The organism is Pseudomonas sp. GNP012, assembly GCF_054343835.1.
On sequence record NZ_JBTGUU010000001.1, the window covers coordinates 5,122,242 to 5,135,022 of the forward strand.

General features: G+C 60.1%; 13 protein-coding genes. 9 read left to right on the top strand and 4 right to left on the bottom strand.

Features of this window, described 5'->3' with window-relative positions:
* The first annotated feature begins 1 nt into the window (after position 1).
* Positions 2-841, top strand: coding sequence for an AraC family ligand binding domain-containing protein (locus ACXX83_RS23205; RefSeq protein ID WP_458549703.1), 840 nt, complete (start codon positions 2-4; stop codon positions 839-841).
* A 129-nt stretch (positions 842-970) separates the two neighbouring features.
* On the opposite strand, the gene ACXX83_RS23210 is transcribed toward ACXX83_RS23205, so the two are convergent.
* Positions 971-1,825 (bottom strand): sulfurtransferase, encoded by an 855-nt coding sequence (locus ACXX83_RS23210; RefSeq protein WP_458549704.1) that lies wholly within the window; start codon positions 1,823-1,825, stop codon positions 971-973.
* Between the two features lie 34 nt (positions 1,826-1,859).
* Complete coding sequence (locus ACXX83_RS23215; protein WP_458549705.1) at positions 1,860-2,531, bottom strand: TetR/AcrR family transcriptional regulator; 672 nt, start codon at positions 2,529-2,531, stop codon at positions 1,860-1,862.
* A gap of 145 nt (positions 2,532-2,676) precedes the next feature.
* Between ACXX83_RS23215 and ACXX83_RS23220 the strand changes: the two genes are divergently transcribed.
* The 5 genes from ACXX83_RS23220 (at position 2,677) to ACXX83_RS23240 (ending at position 7,481) form a co-directional block, all read left to right on the top strand.
* Positions 2,677-4,107, top strand: a complete 1,431-nt coding sequence (locus tag ACXX83_RS23220) for a coniferyl aldehyde dehydrogenase (RefSeq protein ID WP_458549706.1) — start codon at positions 2,677-2,679, stop codon at positions 4,105-4,107.
* Positions 4,108-4,135: 28 nt separating this feature from the next.
* Positions 4,136-4,681: a twin-arginine translocation pathway signal protein gene (locus tag ACXX83_RS23225; RefSeq protein WP_458549707.1), complete on the top strand. Its 546-nt coding sequence runs from the start codon at positions 4,136-4,138 to the stop codon at positions 4,679-4,681.
* Between the two features lie 152 nt (positions 4,682-4,833).
* Positions 4,834-6,429, top strand: coding sequence for a GMC family oxidoreductase (locus ACXX83_RS23230; RefSeq protein WP_458549708.1), 1,596 nt, complete (start codon positions 4,834-4,836; stop codon positions 6,427-6,429).
* A 115-nt stretch (positions 6,430-6,544) separates the two neighbouring features.
* Positions 6,545-7,024, top strand: coding sequence for a pantetheine-phosphate adenylyltransferase (gene coaD, locus ACXX83_RS23235; RefSeq protein ID WP_007975368.1), 480 nt, complete (start codon positions 6,545-6,547; stop codon positions 7,022-7,024).
* A 205-nt stretch (positions 7,025-7,229) separates the two neighbouring features.
* Positions 7,230-7,481: a YfhL family 4Fe-4S dicluster ferredoxin gene (locus ACXX83_RS23240; protein ID WP_003195146.1), complete on the top strand. Its 252-nt coding sequence runs from the start codon at positions 7,230-7,232 to the stop codon at positions 7,479-7,481.
* Between the two features lie 141 nt (positions 7,482-7,622).
* On the opposite strand, the gene mutM is transcribed toward ACXX83_RS23240, so the two are convergent.
* Both mutM and ACXX83_RS23250 read right to left on the bottom strand, forming a co-directional pair.
* Positions 7,623-8,435: a bifunctional DNA-formamidopyrimidine glycosylase/DNA-(apurinic or apyrimidinic site) lyase gene (gene mutM, locus ACXX83_RS23245; protein WP_458549709.1), complete on the bottom strand. Its 813-nt coding sequence runs from the start codon at positions 8,433-8,435 to the stop codon at positions 7,623-7,625.
* Between the two features lie 42 nt (positions 8,436-8,477).
* Positions 8,478-9,347, bottom strand: a complete 870-nt coding sequence (locus tag ACXX83_RS23250) for an HDOD domain-containing protein (protein WP_102699978.1) — start codon at positions 9,345-9,347, stop codon at positions 8,478-8,480.
* Positions 9,348-9,500: 153 nt separating this feature from the next.
* Here ACXX83_RS23250 and ACXX83_RS23255 point away from each other — a divergent pair, with 153 nt between their 5' ends.
* The 3 genes from ACXX83_RS23255 to ACXX83_RS23265 all read left to right on the top strand — a co-directional run bounded on the left by ACXX83_RS23255 (position 9,501) and on the right by ACXX83_RS23265 (position 12,780).
* Positions 9,501-10,697, top strand: coding sequence for a class I SAM-dependent rRNA methyltransferase (locus ACXX83_RS23255; protein ID WP_007978942.1), 1,197 nt, complete (start codon positions 9,501-9,503; stop codon positions 10,695-10,697).
* Positions 10,698-10,931: 234 nt separating this feature from the next.
* Positions 10,932-12,128 (top strand): MFS transporter, encoded by a 1,197-nt coding sequence (locus tag ACXX83_RS23260; protein ID WP_458549710.1) that lies wholly within the window; start codon positions 10,932-10,934, stop codon positions 12,126-12,128.
* Positions 12,129-12,321: 193 nt separating this feature from the next.
* On the top strand, positions 12,322-12,780 hold the full coding sequence (locus tag ACXX83_RS23265) for an REP-associated tyrosine transposase (RefSeq protein WP_458549711.1): 459 nt from the start codon (positions 12,322-12,324) through the stop codon (positions 12,778-12,780).
* The last annotated feature ends 1 nt before the right edge of the window (position 12,781 follow it).

A 12,781-nucleotide genomic window follows, 5' to 3' on the forward strand; every position in this document is an offset into this window, starting at 1 on the left:
CATGGACGCTGACCAGGGCGAGTCAATTCACTTCTGGCAAACCCCGCCCCTGGCCGGGGTCGAGTTGCTGTCCGCCCGCTACATCGATCATCGTTTTGCCCCGCATGTGCATGACGGCTATGTGATCGGCATGATCATGGCCGGTGCCCAGCGTTATCGCTATCGCGGTGCCGAACACCTCGCGGGCAGCGGCACGCTGGTGCTGATCAACCCCGATGAATTGCACACCGGCCACAAAGGCACCGAGGATGGCTGGCTTTACCGGGCGTTTTATCCGGACAGCGGGCAGATAACCTCGCTGCTGGCCGAACTCGAACTGCCGACCCACCACCTGCCGGCTTTCGGTGCCACGCTGTATCGCGACCAGGACCTGGTGAACGGCTTCTGCCAACTCCATCGCTTGCTGGAAAGCCCCGCCACCGCCTTGCAGCAACAAACGGTCTGGCGCGAACTGGTGCTGTCGCTGTTGCAGCGTCACGCGGCGGTGCCCGATGCCGGTAAACCCGGCAAGGAACACCGAGCCGTGAGCCTGGCCAAGGAATTGCTGCACGCGCAACTGGCAGCGCCGCCCTCACTGGAGACGCTGGCGGCGGCGGTCAACCTCTCGCCCTTCCATTTCGCCCGGGTGTTCCGTCGGGCCACCGGCATGCCGCCGCACACCTGGTTGATGCAACAGCGCATCGCACGGGCGCGGGCGTTGCTGCAGAGTGGTTGTCTGCCGCTGGAAGTCGCCATGCAACTGGGGTTTGCCGACCAGAGCCACCTGAGTCGACAGTTCAAGCAGGTGTATGGGGTTGGACCGGGGGCGTATCGCACAGCTCGGCAGTCATTCGAATCCTGACGATATTTCACAAACAGCGACGCCCCCTGTGGGAGCGAGCTTGCTCGCGATGAGGCCATCACATTCAACGATGATGTTGACTGTGCCACCGCCATCGCTGGCAAGCCAGCTCCCACAGGGGATGTGTGTTTATTCGCCTGTGGCAATGCCCCGCGCAGGCTCGTTGATCCACTCACTCCACGAACCGGCATACAACGAACCCAACGGATAACCGGCCAGACACAACGCAAACAGGTTGTGGCACGCCGTCACGCCGGAACCGCAGTACGCCACCAGATCCTTCGGCGAACGATCGCCCAGTTTTGCGGCAAAGCGCTGCTTGAGCTGATCGGCCGGCAGAAAACGCCCGTCACTGCCCAGGTTGTCGGTAAACGCCGCACATTGAGCGCCGGGAATGTGCCCGGCAATCGGATCGATCGGTTCCACTTCCCCCTTGAAACGCGGCAGTGCGCGGGCATCGAGCAGGGTCAGTTCCGGCCGGGTGAGGCGCTTCTGCAGCCGTTCGGCACTGATCAGCAACGCCGTGTCAGGACTGCCAGTGAAGGAGCCACGGATGATCGCCGGCGCATCCAGGCTCAGCGGCAAACCGGCCGCGTGCCAGGCCTTGAGGCCGCCATCGAGGATAGATACACCGTCGCGCTTGCCCAACCAGGCCAGCAACCACCAGGCCCGCGCCGCATAGGCACCCGGGCCGTCATCGTACAGAACCACCTCGCTATCGGCGTTGATGCCCCAAGCCTGCAGGCGCTCGATCAGTTGCGCCGGCTCGGGCAGCGGATGGCGCCCGGTCACGCCCTTGACCACCGCGCCACTCAAATCACGCTCGAGGTCGGCATAGCTCGAACCGGCGATGTGCCCTTCGGCATAGCTGCGCTGACCGTAATCCGGGTCTTCAAGGGCAAAACGACAATCGAGAATCACCAGCCCCGGCTGATCCTTTTTCAGGTCCAGTGCTTGCGGGCTGATCAGTTGCGCAATGGGCATAACGGGCTCCTGTGATTTTTATCTGACGTCGATCCTACGGCACTTCCTCAAGCGCCTGGGCCAGAGGCACGTAAAACTCTTCGAACAAGGCCTTGACCGCATCGCGGGACTGATCCGTGACGAACCCGGCTTCCAGCACCAGCACCTGATAAACCCCGCGTTTAATGGCCTGTTCGCTCAAGTGGCTGGAGTTCTCCCGCGTGGTGCACAGGAAGCGCACCCAGGACGTGAGGATGATCCAGGCATTGAGGGTCAGGGATTCGATCTGCACCTTGTCCATCTGCAAAATGCCGGCGGCGACAAAACCTTCATAGATCGCCCCACCCTGGATCAGGCAGCGCTGGGAAAAGCGTCGATAGCGGTCGGCCAGCTCGGGGTCGCTGTCGAGCAAATGTTCGAGATCGCGATGCAGAAAGCGGTAGCGCCACATCGCCGACAGCAGCTCCTTGAGATAGAAGCGTTTGTCTTCCACCGTGGCGGCACGCCCCTGGGGTGGGCGCAGGAAGCTGTCCACCAGGCTTTCGTACTCGCTGAACAGCACGGCGATGATCGCCTGCTTGTTAGGGAAGTGGTAGTACAGGTTGCCCGGGGAAATTTCCATATGGGCAGCAATGTGGTTGGTACTGATGCTGCGCTCGCCCTGCTGGTTGAACAGCTCCAGGCTGTTCTGCACGATGCGCTCGCTGGTTTTGATCCGTGGGGCCATGGCTTGAGCTTTAATTCAGAGTGCGTTGACGGGCATCTTAGATCTATCCGCGAGCGGATAAAACAAAGCTGTTCCTGGATGTCATTTGACTTTTTAGAGCATAGACTCTAAAAAGTGCCTTATTAAAATAAATCCGGAGCCGACCATGACTGCTGATATTTCCTACCTGCAAAACCTACAGCAGCCGCTGGAAGAGCTTCAGGCCCTGTTCGACGCCCAGCGTGCCGCCTATGCCGCCAACCCGATGCCGCCCGCCGCGCAGCGCCAGCAATGGCTCAAGGCCCTGAAGGATTTATTGAACAGCGAACGCCAGGCCTTGATCGATGCGATCAGCCAGGACTTCAGCCATCGCAGCGCCGATGAAACCCTGGTCGCCGAACTGATGCCCAGCCTGCACGGCATCCATTACGCCAGCAAACACCTCAAGGGCTGGATGCGAGCTTCGCGGCGCAAGGTCGGTGTCGCATTCCAGCCCGCCTCTGCCAAAGTCGTTTACCAACCGCTGGGCGTGGTCGGGGTCATCGTGCCGTGGAACTACCCGCTGTACCTGGCCGTCGGTCCGTTGGTCGGCGCGCTGTCGGCGGGCAACCGGGTGATGCTCAAGCTCAGTGAGTCGACCCCCGCGACCGGCCTGCTGATGAAGCAACTGCTGGCGCGCATCTTCCCCGAAGACCTGGTGTGCGTGGTCCTTGGCGAGGCAGACATTGGCGTGGCGTTTTCACGTCTGCCGTTCGATCACCTGCTGTTCACCGGCGCCACCAGCATCGGCAAACACGTGATGCGCGCCGCTGCGGAAAACCTGACCCCGGTGACCCTTGAGCTCGGCGGCAAGTCCCCGGCCATAGTTTCCCGCGATGTACCGCTCAAGGACGCCGCCGAGCGCATCGCCTTCGGTAAAACCCTGAACGCCGGCCAGACCTGCGTGGCCCCGGACTATGTGCTGGTGCCGGAGGATCGCGTGGGAGGTTTCGTCGAAGCCTACCGCTCTGCCGTCCGCGGGTTTTATCCGACGCTGGCCGACAACCCGGACTACACCGCGATCATCAATGAGCGACAACTGGCCCGCCTCAACGGCTATATCAGCGACGCCACCAGCAAGGGGGCGCTGCTGATGCCGCTGTTCGACCAGGGCCAGGGCCGCCGCATGAGCCATAGCGTGCTGCTCAATGTCACTGACGAGATGACGGTGATGCAGGACGAAATATTCGGGCCGCTGCTGCCGATCGTGCCGTACAAGGATCTGGACCAGGCGTTTGCCTACATCAATCAACGCCCGCGCCCACTGGCGCTGTATTACTTCGGCTACGACAAACGCGAACAACAGCGCGTGCTGCACGAGACCCACTCCGGCGGCGTGTGCCTGAACGACACACTGCTGCATGTCGCCCAGGACGACATGCCGTTCGGCGGCATCGGTGCCTCGGGCATGGGCCACTACCACGGCCATGAAGGCTTCCTGACCTTCAGCAAGGCCAAGGGTGTCTTGATCAAACAGCGGTTCAACGCGGCGAAACTGATTTACCCGCCGTATGGCAAATCGATCCAGAAGCTGATCCAGAAACTGTTCATCCGCTAACGATCATCACCGCCGGGTAATAACAATAATGAATCCCAGTCTGTCCGATACACCCGCGCTGTCACGGCGCGGGTTGCTCAAATTCAGCCTCGGCGCCAGCGCCTTTCTCGCCACTGCAGGGTTGGGCGCCAGCCTCAGCGGCTGTTCGGCGAGCGTCCCGGCCAATGGCTTCGTCACGCTGCGCAACGGCGACCTGATGTTCTTGCGTGCGTTGATTCCGGTCATGCTCGATGGCGCCGTGACCTCCGAACGGATGCCCGAGGCTGTCGAAGGCACACTTGAAAGCCTGGATTACAACCTCGCGCATCTGTCGCCGGAAATGCTCAAACTGACCCGCCAACTGTTCGATGTGCTGGGCATGGCCGTCACCCGCGGACCGTTGACCGGAATCTGGGGCAGCTGGGAAAACGCCAGCGCCGACGATATCCGGCACTTCCTCGATCGTTGGGAAAACAGCTCATTGAGCCTGTTGCGCATGGGCCACAGCTCTATGCTGCAACTGGTGATGATGGCCTGGTACGGCCGCAAGGAATCGTGGGCGCATTGCGGGTATCCCGGGCCGCCCACAGTCTGATACCGAGTCGCCCCCTTCGCGGGCAAGCCACGCTCCCACAGGTTTGAGGTGGCCGCACCTTTTGTGAACGACTCGACCCTGTGGGAGCGGGCTTGCCCGCGATAGCGTCAGCCGCTTCACCGTCTACTCCAACAATAAAAAGAGAATCAAAGATGCCCGTACCCGATCCGTTTCGCGAAGGCATGGCCCGAGGCTGGAAAACCTACAACGGCTCACAACTGACCCAGGACCTGACACTCGAAGCAGACGTGGCGATCATCGGCAGCGGTGCCGGCGGCGGTACCACCGCCGAAATCCTCAGTGCGGCCGGCTTCAAAGTGCTGCTGATCGAGGAAGGCCCGCTCAAGACCAGCAGCGACTTCAAGCTGCTCGAAGACCAGGCCTACAGCAGCCTCTATCAGGAAGGCATCGGCCGCATGAGCAAGGATGGTGCAATCACCATCCTCCAGGGCCGTGCGGTGGGCGGCACCACGCTGATCAACTGGACCTCCAGTTTCCGCACCCCGGAACCCACCCTGGAACACTGGGCCAAAGAGCACAACGTCAAGGGTCACAGCCCGGCGGACATGGCGCCGTGGTTCGAGAAAATGGAGCAGCGCCTGGGCGTCGCGCCTTGGATGGTGCCGCCCAACGCCAATAACGATGTGATCCGCAAGGGCTGCCAGGAACTGGGATACAGCTGGCACGTCATCCCGCGCAACGTTCGCGGCTGCTGGAACCTCGGTTACTGCGGCATGGGCTGCCCGACCAACGCCAAGCAATCGATGATGGTCACCACCATCCCGGCGACCCTGGAAAAAGGCGGTGAGCTGATTTACCTGGCCCGAGCCGAAAAACTCATGATCAGCGGCGACAAAATCACCGGCCTGCACTGTTCGGCGATGGATGAACGCTGCGTCGCACCGACCGGGCGCACCATCACGGTGAAGGCACGGCATTTCGTGCTGGCCGGTGGCGGCATCAACAGCCCGGCCTTGCTGATGCGTTCCGGTGCACCCGACCCGCACAAGCGCCTGGGCAAACGTACGTTCCTGCACCCGGTGAACATGTCCGCCGCGTTGTTCGATGAAGTCGTCAACCCGTTCTACGGTGCGCCGCAGTCGATCTATTCCGACCATTTCCAGTGGCAGGACGACACCACCGGCAAGATGTCCTTCAAGCTGGAGGTTCCGCCATTGCATCCGGCGCTGGCCGCAACCTTGCTTGGCGGTTTCGGTCAGGAGAATTCGCAGCACATGGCCAATCTGCCCCATACCCACGCCATGCTGGCGTTGCTGCGGGACGGCTTTCACCCGGACAGCCCCGGTGGCAGCGTCGAATTGCGCAGCGACGACACTCCGGTGCTGGATTACCAGCTCTCGCCTTACGCCTGGGATGGCTTGCGCCGGGCATTCCACAGCATGGCCGAGATCCAGTTTGCCGGTGGCGCCAAGGCCGTCATGCCGATGCACGCCGACGCCCGTTACGTGAAGACCCTCGCTGAAGCCCGCACGCTGATCGACGGCCTGAGCCTGGAGCTGTACCGCACGCGCCTGGGCAGTGCCCATGTGATGGGTGGCTGCGCAATGGGTGAGGACCCGGCAAACGCGGTGACCGACAGCCTCGGCCGGCATCATCAGTTGGGCAATCTGTCGATCCACGACGGCTCGCTGTTCCCCACCAGCATTGGCGCCAATCCGCAATTGTCGGTCTACGGACTGACGGCACAACTGGCAACTTCCCTGGCCGAGCGTTTAAAAAACCCATGAAAATGACGATTATTCCCATCGTCTATAGTGCTTTCTTACCCAACAGGCGACTTGGCCGACCGGGAAGGCTGCGATACCATCCGACTCCCCAACGGATTCCCGCCAGGACGACGCGATGAACCGAGTGTTGTACCCAGGTACCTTCGACCCTATTACCAAGGGCCATGGCGATCTGGTCGAACGCGCCTCGCGCCTGTTCGATCACGTGATCATCGCCGTCGCCGCCAGCCCGAAGAAAAACCCTCTGTTTCCTCTGGAACAACGGGTGGAACTGGCGCGCGAGGTCACTAAACATCTGCCGAACGTAGAAGTCGTCGGTTTCTCGACGCTGCTGGCGCATTTCGCCAAAGAGCAGAATGCCAACGTGTTCCTGCGTGGCTTGCGCGCGGTGTCGGACTTCGAATACGAATTCCAGCTGGCCAACATGAACCGCCAACTGGCGCCGGATGTGGAAAGCCTGTTCCTGACCCCGTCCGAGCGTTATTCGTTCATCTCCTCGACGCTGGTCCGTGAAATTGCGGCCCTGGGTGGCGATATCACCAAGTTCGTACACCCTGCGGTGGCGGACGCCCTGACCGAGCGCTTCAAGAAATAACCCCCGCCACTGTGGGAGCGAGCCTGCTCGCGATGGACGTCAACGATAACGCGGGAAACCTGACACCCCGCGGCGCTCTCGGCTTCATCGCCAGCAGGCTGGCTCCTACAGTGCGTCGCACCTGCGTGCAACACGGGCGCCAATGCGGCACAATTGTACGCATTGGTTTATTGCGCCCGGGCCTGCCGCCCCGGCTGGAGTTAGCATGTCCCTGATCATCACCGACGATTGCATCAACTGCGACGTCTGCGAACCCGAGTGCCCGAACGCCGCCATTTCCCAGGGCGAAGAGATCTACGTGATCGACCCGAACCTGTGCACCCAGTGTGTCGGCCACTACGACGAACCGCAGTGCCAGCAGGTCTGCCCGGTGGATTGCATTCCACTGGACGAAGCCCATCCGGAGACTGAAGAACAGTTGATGGAGAAATACCGGAAGATTACCGGTAAGGCTTGATTTTCAGGCTTTCAGCGCTCTTTCGGGCCTCTTCGCGAGCAAGCCCGCTCCCACAGGGGATCTGCGCCGTACACCAATCCCCTGTGGGAGCGGGCTTGCTCGCGAAAGCGTCATCAGCCTCACTGAAGCTATAATTGACGATCAGCTCTGACAATGCGGGCAAAAAACACTGGCGCGCTGCCCGAGCTTCACTTCCCGCAGCCCCGTGCCACAGACCTTGCAGTGTTCGCCACCACGGCCGTACACGAACAGTTCCTGCTGGAAATAGCCAGGCTGACCGTCACCCCCGATAAAGTCCCGCAGCGTGGTACCGCCGCGCTCGATGGCGGCCGCCAGGATGCGCTTGATCTCGATGGCCAGTTTCAAATACCGCGCACGGGAAATGCTCTTGGCTTCGCGGCGCGGGTCGATTCCAGCGGCGAACAACGCTTCGGTCGCATAGATATTGCCGACGCCCACCACCACCGCGTTATCCATGATGAACGGCTTGACCGCCATCGAACGACCACGGGACTGCTGGAACAGGCGCTCGCCGTCGAACAGGTCGGTCAGCGGTTCCGGCCCCAGGCGAATCAGCAATTCGTGATTGAGCGGATCGAGGCTCCAGAGCATGGCGCCGAAGCGCCGCGGGTCGGTGTAACGCAGGGCCAGGCCCGACTCCAGTTCGATGTCCACATGCTCATGCTTGGCAGCCGGCAATCCGGCCTCCACCAGACGCAAGTTGCCTGACATGCCCAAATGGCTGATCAAAGTGCCGACTTCGGCGTTGATCAGCAGGTACTTGGCGCGCCGCTCCACCAATACGATGCGCTGGCCGGACAGGCGCACATCGAGGTCCTCGGGGATCGGCCAGCGCAGACGGCGATCACGCACGATCACCCGGCTGACGCGCTGGCCTTCCAGGTACGGCGCGATGCCGCGACGGGTGGTTTCGACTTCTGGCAATTCAGGCATGGTGCTCTCGGATCAGGCGCATGGCCTGAAAAGGTCCGACACTCAGCGATGAGTGCCGAGGTCGCGGATCGTCTGCTTGAGGGTCTCGAAGTCGTAGTCCGAGAGGCCGACATAATCGAGCACCAGCGGCGCGATGCTGTTCCACTCGTGATCTTCGGCCTGGTTGCCCAGCACCCGATGCGACGCGCAAATGTGCTCGGCCATTTTCAGGATCGCCAACAGGTTCTTCAACGAACTGTTGCGCGAAGTCTCATCGCTGAATACCGCCAAGGCATTGTGGTGATTGGCGATCGCCGCGCTCACGTGCTCCGGCAGACGCCAGGACTTGGCCGTGTAATAGCCGACCACCGAGTGATTGGTATTGAACACCTGATTCTCCGTGTCCACCACCCGGCATTCGGCGCTGGCATTGGCATAGGCCTGCTCCAGAACGCCCATGTAGTCGGGGAAACGCTGGAGCATCAAGGGCACGCCGCAATCGTGGAACAGGCCCAGGGCATAGGCTTCGTCGCCATTTTCAACGCCGATGCGCTTGGCCAGGGTCAGGCAGGTCATGGCCACGTCCTGAGCGGTGTCCCAGAAACGGTTCAGGGTGACAATGGTGTCGTCATTCATCTCGCCCTTGATCGACTGCGCATTGATCAGGTTGATGACCGAGCGGCTGCCCAGCAGATTGACCGCGCGCTGGATAGAGGCAATCTTGTTGCTCAGCCCGTAATACGGCGAATTGACGATCTTCAGCAGGGAACCGGAAAGGCCCGGATCCTGGGATATCAGCTTGGCAATGACTTCCAGATCCGGGTCGGGCATGTACTGCTCCATCTGCAAATCCACCATGATCTGCGGTTGGGCCGGTACGCTGATGCCCTGCAGGGCTTGTTGGATCTGTTCGGAAGTCAGCTCTTGGGACATAAGTACACACTCTGGGTCAGACGACGATTCTAACCTTTATGAAGTTGGATCCGACATACCAAATCGCAAGACAACCCTCGCCACATGTCCACTTGCAGGCCAATCCGGGGTCTCAACACGCTATACTCCCGCTCTTTTTTCCGGAGCGACGACATGTCCCTGCCTAGCCTGCGCCTCAAAGCCAACGCCGACCGTCGTCTGCGCAACGGTCACTTGTGGGTCTACAGCAACGAAATCGATGTAGCCGCTACGCCTTTGCACGGTTTCAAGGCCGGCGACCAGGCGATCCTCGAAGCCGCCGGCGGCAAGCCGCTGGGCATCGTTGCCATGAGCCCGAACAATCTGATCTGCGCCCGTGTGCTGTCGCGCGACATCAAGCTGCCGCTGGACAAATCGCTGCTGGTGCACCGCCTGAACGTGGCACTGTCCCTGCGCGAGCGCCTGTTCGACAAGCCGTTCTATCGCCTGGTCTACGGCGACTCCGACCTGCTGCCAGGCCTGGTGGTCGACCGTTTCGGCGACATCCTGGTGGTGCAGATCGCTTCGGCGACCATGGAAGCCCATAAAGACGACGTGATCGCGGCGCTGACCCAAGTGCTCAAGCCAAGCGGCATCCTGTTCAAGAACGACTCCGCCGCCCGTGACGCCGAAGGCCTCACCCGCTACGTCGAAACCGTGTTCGGCCTGGTGCCGGAGTGGGTCGCACTGGAAGAGAACGGCGTGAAATTCGAAGCGCCGGTCATCCAGGGCCAGAAAACCGGCTGGTTCTACGACCACCGCATGAACCGCGCACGCCTGGCACCGTACGCCAAAGGCAAACGCGTGCTGGACCTGTACAGCTACATCGGCGGCTGGGGCGTGCAGGCTGCCGCGTTCGGCGCCAGCGAAGTGTTCTGCGTCGACGCCTCGGCCTTCGCCCTTGACGGCGTCGAGCGCAACGCCGCGCTGAACGGCTTCGCCGAGAAAATGACCTGCATCGAAGGCGACGTGTTCGAAGCCCTCAAAGAACTGAAAGCCAGCGAAGAACGCTTCGACGTGATCGTGGCCGACCCGCCAGCGTTCATCAAACGCAAGAAAGACATGAAAAACGGCGAAGGCGCCTACCGCCGCCTGAACGAGCAAGCCATGCGCCTGCTCACCAAGGACGGCATCCTGGTCAGCGCATCCTGCTCGATGCACCTGCCGGAAGACGACCTGCAGAACATCCTGCTGACCAGCGCCCGTCACCTGGACCGCAATATCCAGATGCTGGAACGCGGCGGCCAGGGGCCGGATCATCCGGTGCATCCGGCGATTGCCGAGACTCGGTACATCAAGAGCATTACTTGCCGGTTGTTGCCAAACAGCTAAAACGCAAACCAATGTAGGAGCGAGCTTGCTCGCGATGGACGTCAACGATAACGCGGGAAGCCTGGCGCCCCGCGGTGTTCTCGGGTCCATCGCGAGCAGGCTCGCTCCTACAGAGGTTCCCGGCATCAAAACAGGAAGCCTCCTACAGCGCTTTTGATTGAACTCCCTGCGTCCCAGACTAGTATCGGTTTCTGGTTTCAAGCACGAACGCTTGATCACTCCGGAAAAAAAATAATGTCTGAGTCCTCTTACCCAGCTCTAAGTAGCGACCTGAAACGCAAACGGGCCTCCCGCTTTATCCTCATTACCAATATCTCGTTGATCAGTTTTTTCCCGCTGAATATCCTCCTGCCTTCTTTTCCTGCCTTGGCCGGGGAGTTCAATACTTCAACCGCAGAAATCGCCCTATCCACCAGCCTGTTCACGCTGGTTTTTGCGATTTCTCAATTAATAACTGGCCCGCTCTCGGATAAGTGTGGCCGCAAGGAAGTTCTTCTTGGGTGCATCGTTGTTTCTACGCTCGGCTCGATAGGGTGCGTGCTGGCTACAGACTATCCGGGCTTCCTGCTATTTCGCGCCATCCAGGCAATCGGGTGTGGTTTCTTTGTACTGGGTCATGCACTGGTGGAGGACTTGTTCGAAGAACAGGATCGGGCCCGAGTGCGAATTTATTACATGACACTGAGCGGCTCCTTTGTTGCACTGTCGCCGTTATTGGGATCATGGTTGCAAACCACGTTCGATTGGCAGGGAAGTTTTTATGGTTTTGCGCTCATGGCGCTCGGCATGTTTATCCATGCCCAAGTAATACTGCCATCCAAAGCAGTCAGCCATCAAAGAACACCGGTTTCCGTTCTGCGTACGCTGAAATCCATTGTTGGAAATCGAGACTTCATCCGCTACTGGTGGATTGCCGCGTTAGTGTTTGCCTGTTACTTCGCATTGATCAGCGTGACGCCGCTGATTTTCATGGATGAGTTCAAGTTATCCGAATACCAGTACGCGCTGGTGCTTATGTTGTATGGGTTGGCCTATTTCCTTGGTGGAGTAATTGCCGGCGCCGTGCAGAAACGCATCTCCCTCACACTACAAATCAACATCGGGCTCGGATTGCTGGGTGCCGCCGGTGTGTTGTTAGCATTGATCGTCAATTATGAGGTGATGACAACTATCACCCTGCTCATACCGATGCTAATCAGTGCTCTGGCGGTCACCCTTGTGCGACCTGCCGCAATTTCCGCAGCCATGTTGCTGTTCTCAAGCAGCGCCGGAACGGCAGCATCTGCAGGCAATAGCATTATGTTCATCACCGCCGCGGTCAGCAGCGCTGCGCTCGCACAAACCGGGGACAATTTGCTGATGACCATTGCTGTTGGTTTCATCACCCTCAGCCTTTGGGGGTTGCTGACGAATGCCCGGATAGGGCACTGACTGTAGGAGCGAGCTTGCTCGCGATGGTCGTCAACGATAACGCGGGGAACCTGATACCCCGCAGCGTCTTTGATTTCATCGCGAGCAGGCTCGCTCCTACAGGTGCAGGACACATCCTGATCCACTGCCGAAGCGACAACTTCCCACACCACGCCTACCGTTTTCTCTTCCCATCACCGAAGAGGACAACGGAATGTCCAACACGCCGAAAGCCCATCGATTACGCACAGGTCGGCACTCGCAATCCGGTCGCATCTATCACCTGACCGCTGTCACCCATGAACGACAACCATTCTTCCAGGATTGGCGCACTGGCCGCTTTTTGGTGCACGAGTTCAGAAGGGCTCAGGAAGCCTGCCATGCCACGTCTATAGCCTGGGTAGTCATGCCGGATCACTTCCACTGGCTGATTGAATTGCACAACGGTGATTTACCGAAACTGGTGCAAGCCACCAAATCTCGCTGCACACGCCTCATCAATCAGCAACGGGACCTACATGCTCCTGTATGGCAAAAGGGCTACTTCGACCGAGCCCTGCGTCGCGAGGAAGATCTGAAAGCCATTGCCCGATACATCATCACCAACCCCCTACGCGCAGGCCTCGTCGACCATATCGGCGGCTACCCACTCTGGGACGCCATCTGGCTCTGAT